The 21032-nt window shown below is 37.1% G+C and carries 19 protein-coding genes; 10 read left to right on the forward strand and 9 right to left on the reverse strand.

Annotation, left to right across the window (positions count from 1 at the left end):
* Positions 1-38 precede the first annotated feature (38 nt).
* Positions 39-1172, reverse strand: coding sequence for a DUF4407 domain-containing protein (locus tag EHC72_RS10060; protein WP_131537558.1), 1134 nt, complete (start codon positions 1170-1172; stop codon positions 39-41).
* 125 nt (positions 1173-1297) lie between these two features.
* Between EHC72_RS10060 and EHC72_RS10065 the strand changes: the two genes are divergently transcribed.
* Entirely contained in the window at positions 1298-1615 is a 318-nt protein-coding gene (locus EHC72_RS10065) for a rhodanese-like domain-containing protein (protein WP_131537559.1), read from the forward strand.
* A 134-nt stretch (positions 1616-1749) separates the two neighbouring features.
* Positions 1750-1947: a DUF6358 family protein gene (locus EHC72_RS10070; RefSeq protein WP_131537560.1), complete on the forward strand. Its 198-nt coding sequence runs from the start codon at positions 1750-1752 to the stop codon at positions 1945-1947.
* Here EHC72_RS10070 and EHC72_RS10075 read toward each other — a convergent pair.
* The gene (locus EHC72_RS10075; RefSeq protein ID WP_131537561.1) at positions 1925-2956 is read right to left on the reverse strand and encodes a dipeptide epimerase; all 1032 of its coding nucleotides are present in this window, start codon (positions 2954-2956) and stop codon (positions 1925-1927) included. The two genes, EHC72_RS10070 and EHC72_RS10075, sit on opposite strands and share 23 nt — an antisense overlap.
* Before the next feature lie 80 nt (positions 2957-3036).
* Here EHC72_RS10075 and EHC72_RS10080 point away from each other — a divergent pair, with 80 nt between their 5' ends.
* Positions 3037-4173: a hypothetical protein gene (locus tag EHC72_RS10080; protein WP_131537562.1), complete on the forward strand. Its 1137-nt coding sequence runs from the start codon at positions 3037-3039 to the stop codon at positions 4171-4173.
* 91 nt (positions 4174-4264) lie between these two features.
* Complete coding sequence (locus EHC72_RS10085; RefSeq protein ID WP_131537563.1) at positions 4265-5248, forward strand: hypothetical protein; 984 nt, start codon at positions 4265-4267, stop codon at positions 5246-5248.
* A 9-nt stretch (positions 5249-5257) separates the two neighbouring features.
* On the opposite strand, the gene EHC72_RS10090 is transcribed toward EHC72_RS10085, so the two are convergent.
* From EHC72_RS10090 to EHC72_RS10100, 3 genes are all read right to left on the reverse strand, one after another.
* The gene (locus EHC72_RS10090) at positions 5258-5872 is read right to left on the reverse strand and encodes a rhomboid family intramembrane serine protease (RefSeq protein WP_131537564.1); all 615 of its coding nucleotides are present in this window, start codon (positions 5870-5872) and stop codon (positions 5258-5260) included.
* A gap of 5 nt (positions 5873-5877) precedes the next feature.
* Positions 5878-7617: a M14 family metallopeptidase gene (locus EHC72_RS10095; protein ID WP_246029414.1), complete on the reverse strand. Its 1740-nt coding sequence runs from the start codon at positions 7615-7617 to the stop codon at positions 5878-5880.
* A 239-nt stretch (positions 7618-7856) separates the two neighbouring features.
* Entirely contained in the window at positions 7857-8369 is a 513-nt protein-coding gene (locus EHC72_RS10100) for a hypothetical protein (protein WP_131537565.1), read from the reverse strand.
* A 59-nt stretch (positions 8370-8428) separates the two neighbouring features.
* Between EHC72_RS10100 and pepT the strand changes: the two genes are divergently transcribed.
* Positions 8429-9682: a peptidase T gene (pepT, locus tag EHC72_RS10105; RefSeq protein WP_131537566.1), complete on the forward strand. Its 1254-nt coding sequence runs from the start codon at positions 8429-8431 to the stop codon at positions 9680-9682.
* A 54-nt stretch (positions 9683-9736) separates the two neighbouring features.
* On the opposite strand, the gene EHC72_RS10110 is transcribed toward pepT, so the two are convergent.
* Positions 9737-10066 carry a nuclear transport factor 2-like protein gene (locus EHC72_RS10110; RefSeq protein WP_131537567.1) on the reverse strand — a complete coding sequence of 110 codons (330 nt, stop codon included), beginning with the start codon at positions 10064-10066 and terminating at the stop codon, positions 9737-9739.
* A 3-nt stretch (positions 10067-10069) separates the two neighbouring features.
* Complete coding sequence (locus EHC72_RS10115) at positions 10070-10444, reverse strand: DoxX family protein (RefSeq protein WP_131537568.1); 375 nt, start codon at positions 10442-10444, stop codon at positions 10070-10072.
* Positions 10445-10527: 83 nt separating this feature from the next.
* On the opposite strand from EHC72_RS10115, the gene EHC72_RS10120 reads away from it, so the two are divergent.
* Entirely contained in the window at positions 10528-11394 is an 867-nt protein-coding gene (locus EHC72_RS10120) for an aldose 1-epimerase family protein (RefSeq protein WP_131537569.1), read from the forward strand.
* Between the two features lie 278 nt (positions 11395-11672).
* Positions 11673-12047: a hypothetical protein gene (locus tag EHC72_RS10125; RefSeq protein WP_131537570.1), complete on the forward strand. Its 375-nt coding sequence runs from the start codon at positions 11673-11675 to the stop codon at positions 12045-12047.
* 52 nt (positions 12048-12099) lie between these two features.
* On the opposite strand, the gene EHC72_RS10130 is transcribed toward EHC72_RS10125, so the two are convergent.
* Complete coding sequence (locus EHC72_RS10130) at positions 12100-12408, reverse strand: RNA recognition motif domain-containing protein (RefSeq protein WP_131537571.1); 309 nt, start codon at positions 12406-12408, stop codon at positions 12100-12102.
* A 595-nt stretch (positions 12409-13003) separates the two neighbouring features.
* Here EHC72_RS10130 and EHC72_RS10135 point away from each other — a divergent pair.
* The 3 genes from EHC72_RS10135 to EHC72_RS10145 all read left to right on the forward strand — a co-directional run bounded on the left by EHC72_RS10135 (position 13004) and on the right by EHC72_RS10145 (position 20386).
* The gene (locus EHC72_RS10135; RefSeq protein WP_131537572.1) at positions 13004-17767 is read left to right on the forward strand and encodes a DUF3883 domain-containing protein; all 4764 of its coding nucleotides are present in this window, start codon (positions 13004-13006) and stop codon (positions 17765-17767) included.
* Positions 17768-17856: 89 nt separating this feature from the next.
* The gene (locus tag EHC72_RS10140; protein ID WP_131537573.1) at positions 17857-18885 is read left to right on the forward strand and encodes a hypothetical protein; all 1029 of its coding nucleotides are present in this window, start codon (positions 17857-17859) and stop codon (positions 18883-18885) included.
* Positions 18875-20386 (forward strand): FRG domain-containing protein, encoded by a 1512-nt coding sequence (locus tag EHC72_RS10145; protein WP_131537574.1) that lies wholly within the window; start codon positions 18875-18877, stop codon positions 20384-20386. Before EHC72_RS10140 ends, EHC72_RS10145 begins: the two co-directional genes overlap by 11 nt.
* Here the strand turns inward: EHC72_RS10145 and EHC72_RS10150 are convergent.
* Positions 20383-21003 (reverse strand): HNH endonuclease, encoded by a 621-nt coding sequence (locus EHC72_RS10150; RefSeq protein ID WP_131537575.1) that lies wholly within the window; start codon positions 21001-21003, stop codon positions 20383-20385. The genes EHC72_RS10145 and EHC72_RS10150 overlap by 4 nt on opposite strands.
* Positions 21004-21032: the final 29 nt, after the last annotated feature.

The following is a 21032-nucleotide window of genomic DNA, read 5'->3' on the forward strand; positions in this document are numbered from 1 at the left end:
TTTAAAAATTAAAAATCTTCAGTAAGTTTTAAGATATCTTAAGCGTCTTTATCCTCGTCCCAATTATATTTTTCGAGATCACGGTAGGCTTTACCTTTTAAAATTTCTTTCCTTTTTGATGTTTCAGAATCTACACGGGTTTCATGAATATTATCTGCAACTTCCATATGGAAATCCTTATCTTTTTTAGATTGATAAATCGCTACTTCATCACCATCAGAAGTTGCAAAATCATAAGGGCCGCGATGGCTCATCAGTTTTACAAATACGGGTAAACATTCAAAAAAGATAAACAACAAGCCAATAAAAGTAACAGCCAGCGCTGTGTTATTATCGCGAGTACCATCGGCATTAAACTTTAACTGGCCTAATGCCCAATTTCTATCGGCAAAGCCTGCAATATTTGCCAAGCTATCTTGCTGTTTTGCTGTAAATAATTTTTCGGTAAAGAGGCCGTCAAACTGTTTTCTTTTATCAATAAAAGCTTCTGATTTGTTAATATTTACTTTCAAGCTATCCAAATCAGTCTCTCTCTGTTTTATTTCAGCCTCTTTACGTTTAGCATAAGGCCCATAACCCATTACACCTGATGTTTCGGTTGTTTTATTTCCGAAAATTTCAAAGTTCAGTTTTTGACGGTCAGATTTTATTCCCTTTTCCAAAGAATCTCTGGTGGCCTTTTGTTGGTTAAGGCGGCCAAATTCTACCTGATACTTATTTTCAAAAGCCTTATTTAAAGTATCAATTTTTGAACGTTGGCCATTTAAATAGCTCACCTTTAAACGTTCCTTAATTTCCTTATCAAAAATTTTAAGTTCAATTGGTCTCGAAATTACAATACCAATCATAATGGCTAATAAAATACGAGGAGTAGCCTGCAAAAGCTGTTTATTGGTTGTTGCGCTTTTATTGATGCTGGATACAATGTAACGATCCATATTAAAAATTGCAGCTCCCCATAAAAAACCAAAAACAATGGCAAAAACCACGGCTAAATCATCTCCTTTAAATACAAAGTACATGGCATAACCACCAGATAAAGCTGCAAAAAGACCAGTAAAGAAGATTGTAGCCCCTATGCCAGTATATTTATTTTGTTCAGAAGGATATTTTTCGAGTGTTGGTATATGAGCGCCAGAGCAAAACCAGAAAAAGCGGTTCAGTTTGTCCATGATAATATTTTATAATTAAACGCCTGAGGTTTAAACATGTTACAAAAAATCTGAATATTGTAAGAAGTTTTTTAAATAGACTGGCTAATTGAGTTTTTTATATCTTTGTACATACACAAAATAACATGAAAGAAATATCAGTACAAGAACTAAAACAGAAAATCGACGCTAAAGAAGATTTTCAATTGATTGATGTTCGTGAAACATTTGAATATGAAGTTTCTAACCTTGAAGGTGAAAACATTCCTTTGGGCGGAATTTTAATTGAAGCAGATAAAGTTGCTAAAGATAAACCAGTTATTATCCAGTGCCGTAGCGGTAAAAGAAGTGCTGCCGCTGTAATGCAGTTAGAGCAACAGTACGGTTTTGATAACCTATACAACTTAAAAGGCGGAATTTTAGCTTGGCAAGAAGCTTTTGATCCTAATATGCCTGTTTACTAAGGATAAAATGATTGAATTTTGAATGAGAGATTGAGTGAATGTTATATACTCAATTCATTCAAAATTCAATCACTCAATAATTCAAAATCAATCACTCCCTCAATCTCTAACTTCGTCATTCAATCATTTCTACTGTGGGTAAAAAATTCGCATTAAACATTTTCTATAACCTAGCCATTATCCTTTCTATTTTTGGATTGGTTTGGTGTTATAATAACGGAAAGTACATTCCAGCTGCATTTTTGGTTGGTACGGCAGCTTGCTTAATTTATTTTAAAATTCAGCTTACAAAAGAAATCAGAAGATCTTTTAAGGAAAAAGATCCGGAGTAATTCCTTCTAAACCCAATCCAGGTAAATCTTTTAAAATATAACGGCCATTTTCAAAATCTGGATCTTTAAAAGGGTTATTTTTAGTAAGCCAGGGGCCATCCAAATCAGCCCAATTACATAATGGAGCCAAAGCCGCCGCAGCTAATGTGGCGCAACTGGTTTCGCTCATGCAGCCAATTAAAACCTTCATTCCAAAACTTCTGGCTTTTAAAATCATCTGGTGTCCTTCATACATCCCGCAACTTTTCATCAGCTTTACGTTAATACCATGATATACGCCACGCAAATTATCCATATCGGTTAAACGCTGTACAGCTTCATCTGCGAGTAAAGGAATAGGGCTTCTTTCGGTTAACCAGGCGTTTCCATCAGGATTATTCTTATCCATTGGCTGCTCAATTAAAACAACACCTTTTGCGTGCAGCCAGTAAATTAAATCTATAGCTTTAATCTTATCAGCCCAACCTTGATTTGCATCTACATATAAAGGCACATCAGTTAAACTCCTTATGGTTTCAATAATTTCCTGATCGTTATCTCTCCCCAATTTTACCTTAATCACTTTAAAAGCCTCGGCATCCTTTAATTTCTCACGAATTACTTCGGGTGTATCAATGCCAACGGTGTAAGATGTAACTGGCATTTTAGATAAATCGGCACCATAAATTTCATAACATGGCTTATTTAATATTTTTCCCTGAATATCGTTCAGCGCAATATCAATAGCGGCTTTAATAGCGGGTTGCCCTGGCGCTAAACTATCCAAATAGGCTATAATTTCATGAAAGTTAAATGGATATTGAATTTTATTCCAATCTACCTGTTTAATAAAAGCATTGGCACTTTCATAGCTTTCGCCCATATAAGGCACCATAGAGGCTTCTCCATAGCCAATAACATTTTCATACTGGATTTTTAAAAGCATCAACGGTGTGCTGGTGCGTGTAAATTTAGAAATAGAAAAAGGATGTTTTAATTCCAGCTCAAATGGCTTGCAACTTATTTTCATTATCAATCGTCTATAAAATAAATAGGGTAAAATTCCCTAACAGAAGTATCTTTGTTTATTAACGCAAATCGACCCCTGCCATGAAAAACATTTCAAGATTACGGTATTTTATTTATTTATCCTTAATAATTATTGGAGGATGTACCACTGGAAAAAATGCCTTGCAAAAGGGAGATTATGATGCATCTGTATTGAAAGCCGTAGGAAGGCTGCAAAATTCGCCAAAAAATGCTGAGGCAATTCAGGTGTTATCAACCGCTTATAATCTTTCTTTACAAGATCATTTAAGAAGAATTGAAGAGGCGAAAGCATCTATCGATCCTTTTAAATGGGAAAATGTAATATATGATTATCAAAAAATTAACCAGCTTGCAGATGAAATTAACAGCTGCCCAGCCTGTTTAAATGTGGTACCAAACCCTATTAAATATATTAAGGAACTTGCTGATGGCAAATATAATGCAGCAGTTGCGCGATATAATTCTGGTGTTTCATTGCTGCAATCCAACGATCGTTTAAATGCAAAAAAAGCATACTACGAATTCGAAAAAGCACAAAATTATTACCCGAATTACAATGATGTTAAAGCAAAAATGGAAGATGCTTATTGGGCTGCTGTTGTTAGAGTAGTTGTTCAGCCAATTTTAATAAATAGCAGAACTTACAAATTGAGTGCAGATTATTTTCAGCAGCAAATTGATAATTTTATCAGCAATTATCAAAGAAATAAGTTTGTTTTATTTTACTCTGAACAACAAGCTACTAACCAAAAAATAAGAGCAGATCAAGTTTTAAGCTTAAATTTTGATGATTTTGTGGTTGGTGAAACTTATGTAAAGGAACGGGTAGAAAAACTAAAGCGCGATAGCGTGGTTATTGGTGAAACAAGAGATAAAAAAGCAGTTTATGGAACTGTTAAAGCTACTTTGAGCATTTTTGACAAAAGGGTTTCTTCATCTGGCTTATTAGATTTAACGATTACCGACTGGCAGAGCAGAAAAATAATCAGACAGCAGAAATTCCCTGGAACTTATGTTTGGCAAGATAGCTGGGCAAGTTTTAATGGCGATGAAAGAGCCTTAAACAGACAACAATTGGCGATGTGCAAAAGGAGAGAAACCATTCCGCCGCCACCAGGGGCATTATTTCTGGAGTTTACAAAACCTATTTACAACCAATTGGTAAACGACATTACTTACTTTTATAATAATTATTAAAGGATGGGAATAACCATAAATCCGCTAGATTCTGGTGCTTTTATAATCCAAACGTTAAAATAATTCACGGTAGTAAAGCCATAAAAATATAATGGCTAATATTGCAACAATGAATACTGGCTTATACAATCCTTTCCAAAAATTTGATTTTTTATATAAAACCTGCTTTTTAAGTGGCGAAACTTTCAACTCGCCTGTTATTCAGGTTCCATTAATTCCTAAATGGCTTTTAGAGCAAGCTGGTTTAACAGGAGAGGAGCAAATTCAGTTTTTGGATGAAAGTATCCGCTCGTATAATACCTTGGTAATTCCGGTAAATAGCGAAATTAATGAGCAATTTTTAAATCCATTGGAAGCAAAGATTGAAAATGCTTTTGCAAAAGGTTATGATGCCGTTTCTACATTACCACAATTGGATTTATTTAACTGGATTGGTAAATTTTTATACGGCTTTGTTTATATAGAAATGCACTCTGCTTTACGAAAGGAGATGACTGCGGATGGTTTAAACATGTCTCAATCTTTAATGATGAAGTTCGGAAACTTGAATTTCATGATGCAAAATTTATATACCAGTTTAGTATTTGAAGATTTTACGCCATGGTCTATAACCGTTGTAAAGTTGGAAAATGAAAATACGCCGTTTAGTTTTCGCGATGAAATTAACACCTTAACTTTCTCTTTAAAGATGAAAGATTTTGGAATAATTGCTTGTTTGCAGGATAATGGCACCAACAAACGTTACCATCAGGATATTATTAATGAGGTTGAGGGGAAAACTTTAAGCGCTGAGCAATTTGAAGAATTGAGTGCTCGCTTTTATTACTCTGCTTATTTATTTAATCGCCTACCAGAATACACTTATATGCCTGTTGAGGGCACAACCTATATTGAGGCAATGCCTTTACGCGGCAACATGACAAAGCCACTTTTTGATGTTTGGCAACATAAAATTTACGCTCAGGTGCTTGAAAATTTCTGGAAACCATGGGGTTATGTAGTTTTCGAAATCATAAAAAACCCGGAGCAACCGATGAGTTTCTTCGAAAAGCCATATTTACCTACAGCTGGATAGAAACATAATTTATCTCGATCCTAAGAGAGCTGAAAAGAAATTTTGCAAGATACCGGGTACAAAAATAATGGTGAAAATTAAACCTGTTAATGCGCCAAAAAAATGGGCATCGTGGTTTATACTATCTCTTGAGTTTCTGGATGCGTAAGCACAATAGACTAAATAAATAATGCCAAAAATTACAGCTGGAATCCCGATTGGGATAAACATGATATAAATTTTAGACATTGGATTAAACAATATATAGCTGAATAAAACTGCACTAATTGCACCTGATGCACCTAAACTATTGTAATGAAAATCATCTTTATGTTTAAAAATTGTTGGCAAATCACTTAAAATTAAGCCCAAGAAATAAAGCAAACCAAATTGCCAACTTCCCATTAATTGCTCCAAAGTAAAAGCAAATGCCGCGAAGGTAAACATGTTAAAAAACAGGTGCATCCAATCTTTATGAATTAAACCGCTTGTTATAATAGAGTATACTTTATGCCCTTTTGCTACGCTGTACGGATGTAGCATAAATTTTCCATAAAGCCCGTTATCATAAAAAGCATAAAGACTGGTTACAACGGTAAAAACAAAAATTATAGTGGCAACCGGGGCTGCGTGTAGGTATTCCATTTGGTTTATTTTAAATCGAGTTTTACGTTGCTTATTAAACGTGCTACTGGATATCTATTGTGTGTTTTCTCGTAATAATCAGAATTTTTATAGACAAAATCAAGTTGTGCTGCCCCATTCTTTGCAAAGGCATCATCTGCTGTTTTCTTTTCTTCGAGTTTAGCTTTTAATGATGGATTGTTTTTAAGAATTTCTGTTGCAGTATCTTCAAAAACATAAGCAGAATAATGCTCTTTCATATCCAATATGGAATCGAAAAAGTTCCAGTTAAAGAAAGAATCTGTTGCCTGTGGCTCTAAAGTTTCAACAATATAGCGATTAACGGCTTGGTTTGCATAAACCACGTAATCACCAGCGTAATACTGTAAAGTTTGTGCAACCGGGGTTAATTTAACTGCAGAGTGCAAATAATGACCTTCGTATGGGCGTGTTGCAGTTTTAAAATCTCCGATATAATAACTTTCCACAGCAATTTTCTCATCGGCTTTTAACTCTTCTAATTTAACACCATTAAGCTTTAGCAACGCAATCACTTTATCCCAAGCTTTTGGAATAATGTAAGCTATTGGCTTTTTAACGGTTGTAGCTGGCTCAAATTTATTCCACTCTTTAATTATTTTAGTATAAGGCTTGGTTCTATCATAAAATAATCGATCAGCCCCACTCACCGTGCTTGGTTTTTGACCAGATTCAAATCCTTTAAAAGTTAAATCATTTACCACGCTTTTATTCAGTTTCCATTCTAAAGGAAATTCCTCTTGCGAAGCTACAAAATCATCAGCCTTTTTCTTATTTTCTCCTATTAGCTTTGCATCACGCTCAACTATATCTACATAGGTTTGCAACAATTTATAAGTGGCATCAACACGCAAATAATACGATTTTAGCATATGCGTTTCGGGCATAAAACCAATGGTATTGTGCAAAGTTGTGTATCCGGTAGAATAGCGTGGCGATTCTATAAAACCAGTTATTCCAGTTTCAGGCGTTTCGCCAATTGAGTTTACATACGGAATCATCGGATAGCCAACTTTCTCCATCCCTTTGTACAAATCAGGCACCAAAGTTTCTGTTAAATAAGCAGAAAGTATTGAATTTAGTTTATCCTTTTGTGTTGGAATTAAAGTCATTACATATTGGTAATCGGCACCGTTACTGGTATGCGTATCTACAAATATTTCAGGTTTCCAGGTATTAAATATCAGTTGAAAAGCTGCTGAGTTTTTAGAGTCTGTTTTTATAAAATCTCTGTTTAAATCCAGGTTTTTACTATTCCCTCTGAAACCGTATGCAACAGGGCCGTTTTGATTGGCTCTTGATGTGCCTGTTCGGTTAAAGCTACCATCAATATTATAAAGAGGAATAATACAAATTACTACATCTTTAGGCAGTTTATCAGTTTTAAGCAAATCGCGGGCAAGCATCATAGAAGCATCAACACCTTCGGGCTCTCCCGGATGGATTCCATTATTTATTAGCAGAATCCGCTTATTGCTTTTTCTAATCGCTACAGGATCAAATATTTTATCTTTTGATAAAACAAGCAAATGCAGGGGTTTACCAAAATCGGTGCTGCCATAAGTTAATAATTTTGCCTGGGGGTAGGTTTTAGCAAGAACTTCATAATAACTAATGGCCTCATTATAGGTTGTAGTTTCCGTTTTACTACTGCGTTCGTAAGGGGTTTGTTGTGCCATTGTATTTAGCGATAAAGAAAGTAGCCAAAGCACGAAGATTTTTCTCATGCAATAATTATTGAATGGTTTTATAGAGTTTTACGATAAACCTTAATGTTACCGAAGAAATACTTAACGCCAATACTGTAAACATTATAAGTATCAGGGTCGTAATTTTTAAATTTAGTTGTTGGGTCATCGTAGCCATCCAAGCCTTCGCCAAAGGTGTAATTACTTTGTGCGTTTACATTGATTATATAACGCGGATACCCATAACCATCATTAATAAAAAAGTTGATTCCTAAATTTTAAGGCACCCAAAGATTTACACTTTTATCTTTCCCAGGAAAAGGACCATAATTAGGATCAATTTTTGCCCATGATGGCTTATAACGCACAACCTGGGTTAAATTGTTATTAATTACACCAACACCCAGGCCTACATATAAGCCTTTTATATAATTTAAAAAGTCGTTTCTTTCGTAATTGATAAATTCGCCAATCATCGCCTTTCCACTCAAAGCAACAGAACTATATTCATTTACAAATTGCCTGTTGTGTGGATCGTTAACAATATCGCCCCCTTGTACTAAACCATATTGAGCTTCAATACCACCAGTTAAAAAAGGGGTGAAATGATGATCTATTACGCCATAAAAAGTATGGCCCCAGCTACCTTTATAAACATCGGTACTGGAATGATTTATGCCCGCACCTATACCACCAGACCATTTAAAATAGTTAGATTGCGCTGAAGAATATTGAAGAGAACACAAAAATGTAATCGCTAGAAATGTTATTTTCAGGTGTTTACCAATCATATCTTTTTTTCACAAAAATAATATGTTTATTCAATATCTATAACTTTTACCTTTGATTTATGAGCACATATAAAAATTTTAACAATTCGATAGAGACCAGATTTATTAAATACGCTAAAATAGATACTCAGTCTGATCCCAATTCTCCAAGCTGCCCTTCTACCTTAAAGCAAAAAAACCTTGGAGCAGAGCTTGCAAAAGAGCTTTTAGAAATGGGTATTACCGATGCCCATATGGATGAAAACGGTTATGTGTATGCCACAATTCCTGCCACTTCAGAAAAAAACATCCCGGTAATTTGTTTTTGTTCACACATGGATACTTCTCCTGATTGTAGCGGCGAAAATGTAAAACCTATTATCCACACTAATTATCAGGGCGAGGATTTAGTTTTACCTGATGATAATAGCATAGTAATTAAACTTGCAGACCATAAAGATTTAAAACACCAATTAGGAAACGACATTATAACGGCAAGCGGCACTACTTTGTTGGGTGCTGATAATAAGGCTGGCGTAGCCGAAATTATGGAAGCAGCTAATTTCCTCGTAAAAAATCCTGAAGTAAAACACGGCACTATAAAAATTCTTTTTACGCCTGATGAAGAAATAGGTCGTGGCGTAGATAAAGCTGATTTGAAAAAACTTGCAGCAGATTTTGCTTATACAATTGATGGCGAAACTCTGGGTTCTATAGAAGATGAGACCTTTTCTGCAGATGGTGCAAACCTGATAATCCACGGAGTTAGCACACACCCAGGCTTTGCCAAAGGAAAGATGGAAAGTGCTATTAAAATTCTTGCCGAAATTTTAGATGATTTACCAAAAGATCGTTTAACGCCAGAGGCAACCCACCAAAAAGAGGGCTTTATTCATCCCGTAGCTATAAAAGGACAAGTTGAACAGGCAGAGGCGCAATTTATAATTCGTGATTTTACCGATGAAAAATTAGCAGAACACGGCCGGTTTTTAGAGGAAACGGTTAAAACTGTTATGCAAAAATATCCTAATTCTACATACCAATTGAATATTAAGGCGCAGTATAGAAATATGAAGCAAGTTTTGGATCAACATCCTAAAATTGTTGAGTACGGTATTGAAGCTATTGAAAGAGCTGGTGTTGTAGCAAAACAGCAAAGTATTAGAGGTGGTACCGATGGTTCAAGACTTTCGTTTATGGGTTTACCTTGCCCCAACATTTTTGCTGGAGAACATGCTTTTCACAGTAAGCAAGAGTGGGTAAGTGTACAGGATATGGAAAAGGCCATTCAAACAATTATTAATATTGCCATAATTTGGGAAGAAAATTCTTAGTTTTCAACGGGGTTTGAAGTTCTACACCGAGTAACTTCAAACCCTTTTTACAAATTAATAAGAAGCTTGACCAATATCCAATCGACTTATTTTTCCTGCTTTATTAATTTGAAACTTAAAATAGGTTTTAAAATCTCCCCATTGGTCTGAATGGAAATTCCCATAAACATCAAGGCCATTATTTTCCACCTTATCAATACTGGTAAAACGTTCGTGCCCAATTGCCTTCTTAAAGAAATTATTAAACTGCAATTGGTTTCCATCATCATATAAAATCGCATCATCTGCGCATAGGGCAAACCAACTTTTAATATCGCCTTTTTGCAAGGCATTAATAGCTGCTTTTACCTTTAAATTGGATAGTTTACTTAAATCTAAACTCATTAATTAACCGATATTTTTTGAAAATGGATGTTGCAAATAAATTATTATTAAAGAGAGTAGCAAAAAAGGTAATTCTATAGCAACACCTTTTAAACGTTCAGCAGTTGATATAGATGTTTCATTCAGGTGAAAACAAATAATTAGTAAAATTACAGCTGCGGAAATAAAGTTTCCCCATAAAAAAGTTTGCGGAAATAAAATCAATACTGCTCCAATAATTGTAACGGCACCAACAATGGATAAAGCCAGCTTGCCTACACTCCATTTATTAAACATATCAACCATTTCGGGCTTTCCAGATAGCATTGCCCAGCCTTGTTTTATGCCCATATAAAGCGCCAAAAGAATTAATACAGAACTTAAGATTTTTATAATCATAATATATTTACAAGGACAGCTTCCTTTCAAATTTAATAAAAAAGTTTTTTAAAGCTCGTCTTATTTACTACTTTTAAAATACAATGATAACCTTAGAAAACAACTATTTAAAGGTACGCCTATCCGCAAAAGGTGCCGAATTGCAAAGCTTATTTAGTAAAGAAACCAAAATAGAATATTTATGGAGCGCTGATCCAAAATATTGGGCAAAGCATAGCCCGGTTTTATTTCCTATCGTTGGCGCTTTAAAGGATGATAGCTACATCTACAAGGGCAAAAGCTACAACTTACCTCGCCACGGTTTTGCAAGAGATCAGGTTTTTAGTGTAGAGAAACAAACTGAAACGGAAGTTATATTTACTTTATCTCAAAGCGAGGAAACATTGAAAATTTATCCGTTTTATTTTGAGTTGAAGCTTAAATATCAAGTTATAGATAAAAAAATTAACGTTACTTACGAAGTAAAAAATACTGGAGCAGATGAGTTATTATTTTCTTTAGGTGCACATCCTGCCTTTGCCGTTCCGAATACCCCTAATACAGTTTATGAGGATTATTTTCTCGCTTTTAATAGTGATGACAAACTAACTTATTGGAAATTGGATGGTGGTTTGGTTGCAACAGAAACGGATAATATTGAGCTTAGCGGACACAAACTAAATTTAAAGCATAATTTATTTTATAACGATGCGCTGGTATTTAAAACCATGCAAAGTAATTGTATAAGTTTATTAAATACTAAAAATGAATTTGGTCTACATTTTCACTTTGAAGATTTTCCTTTTTTTGGAATATGGGCTGCGCCCGATGCTCCATTTGTATGTTTAGAACCTTGGTGTGGTGTTGCAGACTCGATAAATCATAACCAGAGACTAGAGCGAAAGGAAGGTATTAATAGACTTGATAAAGGCAAAACATGGACCAGATTTTGGGAAGCAGAGTGCTTTTAAAATGGTTAAACCGACCTAACAAATGATCAGATTATCAAGAAAATTTTTAGGTGAAAGATATTTGATAATTTTTTTCAATTAATTTATCTTCAACTAAAACACAATCATTAAATCTCATAAAAAACCTCAGCTAAAACCCTAATAGTCTGCAGCTTTAACACAAATCAATAACTTAAGACAAATACTTTGTTTTATCGGTGAAGTAGCTATTTATAAATTTGAAAAATCTTCTTTGGCATAGGCTTTGAATATGGGTGCATACATCAAAAACATCCCCTATGAAAAAGACGATTCAATATTTAGGCTTATTTTTAATCGTATTAACGGTTATGGCATCATGCAAAAAGGATACTGATCCTGCAGACACAGACTTCTTTGTTGGCACATACAAAGGTTCTGTATCTTACAACAAAAGTGGTCAAAGCATTACTAGTTCAGACGGTAAAGTAACGGTAAGCAAAGTTGGCGAAACCTATAACTTTTACTTCGGAAGTAATATCCCTGATATTACTGGTGTTAAGTTTGAAAAATCAGGCGACAATACTTATGTAAGTGTTGGATCAGGTTTAACTGGTATTACTGTTAATGCAAGTTCGTTAAAGATGCTGGTTAGCAAAGATGGTGCAGTTTGGACTGCAGATTGTAGTAGATAACCAATAAATAAGGCTTACCGAATGGTAAGCCTTATTTATTTTCAATTCAATGTTATAGTCTTGCTCTTTTTTTCTTCGAAGGATCACTCACTTTATTATAGATAGGTTTTTTGGGAGGCAACTCTTCACAGATTTTAACTGTTATTACATTTCCTTTAAAAGTTTCGCCATTTAAATTATCTATAATATTATTTGCTGCAGCAAGATTAATAATCTCTAAAAACGCAAATCCCTTGCATTTTCCTGTTGCTCTATCTCGTACAACTTTTATGGTATCTATTTGACCATGAATACTAACATGAATTGCTAAATCCATTTCTTGTATATTATCTGGAAGGCCCCCAATAAAGAGTTTGGTCATAAATAAATGTTTTGAGTGTTAATATCAGCCAATTTTCTAAATGTTTTTTAACGCGAAATCTAGCTTTTTATTATCCTAATTAGAAAGTCGATTAGAAAGAATAATACTTTCCTATCAAAAATTTCTTTTCGAGAGCAAGATACTTTGTTTTTTTAAAAAAATAGAATGAATGTCTTATTTCTTTATAAGCTCAAAACACAGGTTCTTAGATTATATTTTTAGAAATATCTTTTTCTATATGGGGTATCTTGAATTAATGGGAAGGGTATAAGATTATTAATATTCTCTTATACCTGATCTATTTTTCACTAACAAGCTAGTAGCTATACGTAACTACTGACAAAAGGGGTGGTCCCGACGAAACCAGAACAAATTTTATTTAAATAACTTTCTGACTATCAAATACTTGTAAAATACAATTTGGACTCACCAACTGTCAAAATGACGGTTTTTCGACTCAAATGTTTAGGATTCAAATTTAACAAAATGGATGAAATAATACAAAAACAAATAAACTAAAGATTTTCACAATTTCAGATTGCTTACCTTGCTTTTTCATTTATTTTATCATATTGCAGTCTAAACATAACGTCTCATGTCCACAATTCGAAGCTTTATTAACAATGAGCTAAAAGCCAGATTCGAACTTTACAAAACTTCTCCCGATTATATTTTAGAACATTATGAAGCCGAGCAGCAAAACATCGCCTCCTATAACGGACGGCAGTTGCTGGAGATGCTTCAGAATGCAGATGATGCGGCAAAAAATGCCAAGAATAAAAAAGCATTCATCGAACTCAGAGGCGAAGTGCTCCATATATCCAATAATGGAGACAAATTCGACGAAAGTGGATTTAAGTCACTGATGTATATTCATCGCAGCGGGAAAAAGATGAAACCCGATACCATAGGCCAGAAAGGGCTCGGTTTCCGATCAATATTAAGCTGGGCAGAACACATTATCGTTGAAAGTGGCGGTGAACAGGTCACTTTTTCCGAGAATCAGGCACAAAACTTCCTGCAGCGTGTTTACGATCAGCAGCCTGATTTAAAAGCCTACCTCAAACAAGAATCTGGAATGGATTTTCCGATCGCCACCCTAAGAATTCCAGAAGTAGTGGAAGAACCCTTGGTGTCAAAGATTTATGATACCAGCATCGTCGTAAAACTCAAAAAAAATATCCAGACCCAGGTTAAAAAGCAGATGAAAGAGCGGGTTTCGATGCAGACTATGCTTTTTTTAAATAATCTGGATGTGATTGAGCTCAAATGCGAAGGTTACCACCGGATCTATAAGCGCATAAAAACAAAAGGTAAAATTACCGTTTTCCAGACCAACCTAATCAGCGGCACAAGTAGCTCGCAATCCTGGAACATACTCCACGACAAGGGAAAACATAATGGGAAAGTGTTCGAACTCAGCATCGCCTGGAAAGATGACCTTAAACTCGGGGAGGGAAATATATATACCTATTTTGAGACTCAGTCAAAGTTTAACTTCCCGGGCATTCTCCACGGTACCTTCGAACTCAGTCCGGACCGGAACCACATCATTGATGATCCAGCAAAGAACAATGCTTTCTTAAGTGGGAAAGTAGCCGAGCTGATGATTAAAGTAGCCAGGTATATTGCTTTAAAGAATGAAGCGGTAGACTATGCCCCGCTGAGCTTTCTGAATGCGGATTACCAGCACATGTGCGATGTGCTAAAAGATGCCGGACTTGAAGAAATGGTCCTAAGAAATGCAAAACAATCACCAATATTTCCGACGGTAAACAATAACTATATCTGCGCCAAAAATGGCGTATTTTACTATCCACATCTGAACGAGCGGCTTTTTTATGGGGATGATGTAGAAGACTTACTTCTCTACTCTGAATACCCAGAAATCGATGATTTACTCGAAAATCTAGGCGTTATACAATACGCTCCGGAAAAACTCTACCAAATGGTTTGTAGCCGTTTGGGGAAAACTGAAAAGCGCATCTATGCCCGCATGCTCCGTTTTCTGATGCGATCCCACCTCAAGGATATTGCAGCAATTCATCAGAATAAACTATCCTTTTTACCACTTTTTATTGATAATCAGGGACAAGGGGTATCTTTTACAAAGCAGCTCTTTGTGCAGGATGAAAATCGGGATTCTTTTATTTTGCCCGAAAACCTTCCCTTCAGTATTTTGGATAAAGCACTCCATAAATTGCTTATCCAGGTATATCAGGAAAATGATTTATCCAGCTTAAATTCGGATCTTGCTGCTATGGGATTGAAAGAATACAGTTTTACCGAAATCGTTTCCGCCCTTGCGAGCCACTATCTCAAAGCGGATTCCCCTGTGCAGGTCAAAGAACTTCACCATTATCTTTTCCTACTCTTTCTAGAAGAAAAACGTCTTTCAAACGAACAGCTCCCCTCAAAGGTTAGCCTTCCGGTTCTGGGCAAAAAGAAAAACATCATTAGTGCCCACCATTGCTACTTCGGCAGATCACATGGTGAGCTATTGAGCGAGCGGCTGTACCGCTTCGATCAGAAGCGGATATTATCCTCCTTTGAAGATTTTGAACTCAATGCTCCGGCTGAGCAGCTTCGTGAATATTTTGAATGGCTGGGTGTAGCCAATCTGCCTAGACTTTTGGTTAAGACCTTAAGTCCGGATACCAAAGCATTTAATGATTTTGCCGATCACGTTTTAAGAAGTCTTGATTTCAAGAAATCCATCACCAACTATTCCATTAAATACAGGGATTATCATGACTTCATGAAAACAATGATCAAGGTAACAGGTATAAAGATATCGGCTTTTGATGATATGGACCAGATACTTTTAAAAAGCAGTCCGGAGGACATCTTGTTATGGATTAAAAATTCACCCAATTTGAGAACCGTTCTTGAAGAAAATAAAGAGCTTTACAATGATGCCCGTGTTTGGGTAAAACTTCAAGATAAGTTATACGACCGGGAACTTCATCAAAAAGAACTCCCATCCTTCGTTAAATGGCAATTTTCAAATACCCCGTGGCTACCGGCCGGAAGATCGGGAACGCGAACCAGCCCGGAGAAATGCTGTTTATCCAAAACCATCACTTCAGAGTTCTCACCCTTTTTAGAGCGGCCAAGCGAGTCACTGAAAAAAAATGCAATCAAAGCGGAGATCAATCCAGACCAGTTCGAAAATTATTTGGTCAATTGCGGCGTTCACCGTGAGATTGCCACCTTTTCATTGCACACCTTATATGGGATGCTGCTGAGCCTGCCTGAGTCCGATATCAGTAAAAAAGCCGGGCCGAGCATCTATCGAGAAATCATCAGTAATTTTCCTGAATCGGGTCTGGATAATGCCCATCCGGCCTACAAACGTTTTTTAGAGGAGGGGCGGGTCGTCTGTGAACTGGCCGGTAAAAGGGATTACTATCCCGTAGACCGAGCTTATTATCTGCAGACCAAAAAATACGCAAACAACCTTTTAAAGAAGTTTCCACTCGTGCAAATTGATCGCAAGCGAGGACCAAAAAAAGTGAACCGAATTTTTGGAGTGGAACCTTTGGCTGGTATTAGTTTTGAGCTGACCGGGGAGCCTAAAATGCATGAATTTAACAGTGTATTTATTAGTAATCTTAACCGCTTCAAAGCGCTCGTTTATGCTTTAAGAATGGATTTGGATACCAGAGGTATCATCAAGGCCGCACTTAAAAAACTCCGAATTAATCTAGTGAGTGAAATCAATGCCGACTACATCCACAACGGTGTTAGAAATAGCCTTGATTTAGAAGAATTCGAATTTATAAATAAAAAAAGTACCTTTTACATACTTTTCTCAGACCAGACGAATCCTGAAGAAAGCGATCTCGGAATTGCCGACGCAGTCGCCGAAATCCTGACCGATATTATCGGCACTGAAGAGTACCGATCTTTCATACGTGAACTCTACAACACCCATCCTCTTGCTCAGGAAAACCTACTAATACGGGAATTGCAACTTGAAGATAATAGCCGAATTGCTTTGGCAAAAGCCGAACTAAATGTCGTCGACGATATCCGTTTGTCCTTCTGGCGTGCATTTTTGCACGCCACGGGCCAAAAATTCGAACTCACCGATGAGTTAAGCCTGCGCAAGATGCTTTTTGGGAAATTAAAAGTCAGCTCTGAAGTTGCTGAAGTTTTTATGGACCCTGAAACCTATGCCCAATTAACTGAGCAAAACATACAGAAACAGTTTTTTGACCTTTTCGAAATTTACAAAGTTAAGTTTTCTGTCTTCAAAAAACAGTTTCCTGAGCTCGACTTCAAGACCCTGCTGCGCAATGATTTTCAGGACATCAAATCAGCATATCGTCAAAGCTTCGGGTCGTTGATGTTCAATCAGCTTTCCGCTCAGTCAATTGAAGAAAAAATCAAGATTTTTCAAATACTGGCCCGTTATGACCGGATGGAATACCAGAATGCCTATGGCTTTATAACTGATATGCAGCATTTCTTCATCAAACTGATTAAAACCGAATTCAATATCAGACTCGCTAGTCAAATGGCGCTGTTCAGTATCGATGATCGCATCAAAGAAAATATGCTATCTCTAAACGCATTGAACCTACAAATCCCTGCACAGGCCAGCGAAAATTATGAAGGGCAAGCTTTAATTCTCTTTCATGAGACTGAGGCCCTTAAAGCCTATATTGCCACCCTCACCGATCACTTAACCCTGAATTCAGGCCTAAAAATCAATCAGTCCGAAATAAGCTTTGGTGGCGAGAAAATTATCTTTACCGACTATAAATCTCTTGCTGAACAGATCCTCGCCAAATCAAATTTTGGGAGGAGCAGAATTAAAAGTGCCACTACAGGTTCAGTAGAAAGCAAAACTTCAACCCGCTCAGGCGCTTCGGGTAAAGGTAAAAGGCCTGTAAAATTTAGCTCCGGCATAGAGGAACAGGTTGGCTTTATCGGAGAGCTCCTCGCTTATTACCAACTTAAAGAAAGGTATTCCGGAAGGGAAAACGTTCAGATAAATTGGATTTCTGAAAATGCCTACCGCGCTGACGTGTCAGCCACTAGCGAGGCAGGTAAGGGATGCGATATTGAACTCATCGAAGATGGGAAAGTCAGGTACATCGAAGTCAAAGCCGTGGCGAGCGTCAGGGATGGCTTTAAGATCACACCAAGCGAAATCACCCTGGCGCAGAACTACCCTGATAAATATGATCTTCTGATTGTGGAAAATCCGTTGTCAGGCGATGCCCAATTCCGGTATATCCGCTCAGCTTTTAAATTCAGTAAAGGCGAATCCTTTATGTTCAATACAAAAATGAAAGTGCTAAATGATAGTTATCGCATCAGATTCAAATGGGTTGAAGATAACAAGTAAATCATTATGGGAACCAATAAACAGAGAGATCGGAGTAAAATAGTACCGTATATCATGACATTAAATAATCAAAATTAATAAGTTAACCTATGCAAACGCTTTTCCAAGTCATTAATGCTTTACCTCGGGAACAATGGGATTACTATTTTGGAATAGATGAATATAACCAAATTAACAACCCTTTTTCCCAGGCCAGTCCCAATCATTCTGGATTCATTGAGAGCTACTTCAAGCGCGGTGGTAAGGTTAATCTCTTTGAGAAATCAGGTATTGATGTGAATGATCTGCGTTTACCTAACCATATTAACAGCGTATTTTTCCTTGGCATCTTGTTTTTTTACCAAACCAACATTCACACCAAATACGATAGGGGTACCAATCACTTGGGCTACCAGAACTTTCCGTTCATTTGGTTCCTAATTGCATTGTTTCATGACAATGCCTACGCCATGGAGGCTAAGGATAAGTTAACAAATATCAATACTCTGGAGGATTTGAAGGCACACTTCGATATTGAATATGACTTATTTGCTAAAAAAATCGGTTCAAAGTGCGGTCATTTACTGCAGAGCCGAAAAAACTATTTCAACTACCGCAAAAAGCATTTTAAAGTGATTGATCATGGCCTTCTCGGGGGAATGTTGCTTTATGATAAATTGATTAAGGTTAGAAGGGCAAAGAAGAAGGAAAATGAGCACACACTCTTCTGGGGGCGCAGGTTAGAACACCATTATAAACAAGCCGCTGATGCAATATCCCTCCACAATATTTATATCGCCCAAAAAAGATACGAAGCCTTATATGAAAAGTATGAGTTGCAAGAGTTGATTTCTTGTCCAGAAGTTAAACTTTCCGATTTTCCACTTTTTTACCTGTTAGGCATTATTGATACACTTGACCCATTAAAGACTTTTAACTATAGTGAATATAGCGATGCATACATATTAGACAGTTTACTGATCCAATTTGAACCCTGGTCCGTTCAAATTTCGCTCAAACCTGGATCAGATTTAGATTTCCAAAAGCTGATAAAACAAACCACTAATTTCCCAGGTTGGCTCGAAGTCAGAATTGAACTCGCACCAAACAGCTTAAAAATTGCATTCAATGGAAAATGATAATTTCGATTTCGAACCTATAGAAACCAGAGTGGGCTCCCTAAATGAAGCACTCGCTTTAGCAGAAAAATGGCAAGCGGAAGGCAAATATGATCTCTTTCGCGGCCAAGCCAAGAATTGGGAAGTGGTATCCTCATTACACCGAATACCTGAAAAAGACTTTCAGCTGGCCCAGGACAGTATTATGCAGTTTTATTACTTTGTCAGCGAAAATAAAATATTGCAAAAACACCTTGATCAAGTAGATGAACTTTTTGCCATTGCGCAGCACTACGGCATGCCGACTAATTACATTGACTTTACCAGCGAACCGCGTATCGCCGGGTATTTTGCCACCCATTCCAAATCCAACGAGCCTGGCCAAGATGCCTGCATCATTTGCGTGGATACCCAAGATTTTTCAAGGCTGATGAAATTTGCTGAACCGATTTTGAAACGGTACCTAAAGCCTAAAGATCTACGCCCATGCATGCTTCAAGTAACCGTCCCGAACCTCTGGCGATTGGAAGCTCAACATGGCCGGTTTTTATATACCCCCTTTAAAGGCATTGAACATTTTTACCAGTTTAATCGAATTCTGTTCCCCTTCGATGAGCCATCGACTGAGCTGAATGAATCGGAAATTTATCCACTAAAGAAAAGCACGCTGGAAAGCAGCCTAGACCATTTTTTTGAGGCGGAACGCAGAAGCAAAAACATGGCGCAGATAAAAGCCATGCTAAGGCCAGATCAAATCACAACGATTCCAGAAAGCAGTATATTTGATTATGTACATCCCCATATCAGAAAACATAGCTCCTGGCAGAAAAAACAAATTCAGGCCTGGCTGGAAAGAAAAAAAGAAGATTGGCATGCATTTCAACCGGGGAAATCTGTGACCTTAGAGCTTAGGCTCCGCGACATCCGATCGCTGGATACTGATGCCTATATCCTGCAGTTGGAGACTGCACTTGATGAGGGATCTGATAGTCGGCAAAGCATATTTTTCATTCACATTCAAAGAGACAAAGGACGTTTCAATGAGAAATTACAACAGCGCATCGACAGAGGGTGCAACATCATTTGGGACGGCATGCGTATTCTGCCTTACAGCAATCATCAAATTGCCACTGCCATTATCCGTTTTGTTTTTATGGTCTGCAGGCACCATAAAAGTCCGATTGGGAAACATAATCCCTTATTACTTAGCAAGGTGTTAGTCGAAATGACCAATGGCGATGGCGCCCATAGCCGGGCGCAGGTTTGTGGCTACGGCGTTTTGGATGCAAAACGCAAAGCCGTTGGAAAATATATAAAAGAGGGCTTCAATAAAAATATTGATGATAATCCCATTGCCCTATTACAACTGATTTATAAGCCACAATATTTATTCAGATTTGAGGCATTATGCAACCTTTTTGCCAGCGACGTTATTCCAAGTCAAATGGTTTTAGAATCCGATTCAGAGTATCCTACAGTTTATTTCAACCCTGCCCATTTGAAAATATTTGGGCTGGCCTAAAACTGAACTAAAGCATTATGGTAAGCTAAAAAGTCAGCCGAGATTTCATGTTTTAGGAACTTGAACGAAGATTGTTCCAATCTAATAGCTTTCAAATCCAAAAGAACGTGGTCATTGGGACACACACAAATCATATTATCCAAAGCATCCGGCCCCATATGCTTTTTACCCAGCGGTTTAATGTGATGGACTTCAATATAATGACTTTCCTCACCAAGGGGAATGCGGATGCCACACAGCTGGCAGCGGTAACCATATATCGCCTTTAAGTGTTGAACCTTGCGCTGATCCCGGTTCCGAAGTTCCACGCTTCGCAGCTTCCATACCACCCGTTCAGCCCGGGCTTCCATTTCATTTAAGGGCGGTTTTTTTGGAAACAATCGGTAACCGCTTATTTTGCTGATCCCTGAAGGCACATGCAAATCTTTTCCAAACCGTAACTCTGGATGAGCATTGTAGTCTGCCTCGCTTTCGAAACATAAATAGCCATATGCATCAAACAGCAAACCTGGGAATTTTTTTAAATGATGGTACCATTTTCCATCCTCCCGGTAAAGGGCGTGGGCGGAGTTGATGCCGTATTTTTTTTGCAACTGCTTGCCTGAAGGTTTAATCATGGACTATACGAATAAATATGGAGAATATA

It is taken from the genome of Pedobacter nototheniae, assembly GCF_004335085.1.
Classification (GTDB): Bacteria; Bacteroidota; Bacteroidia; order Sphingobacteriales; family Sphingobacteriaceae; genus Pedobacter; species Pedobacter nototheniae.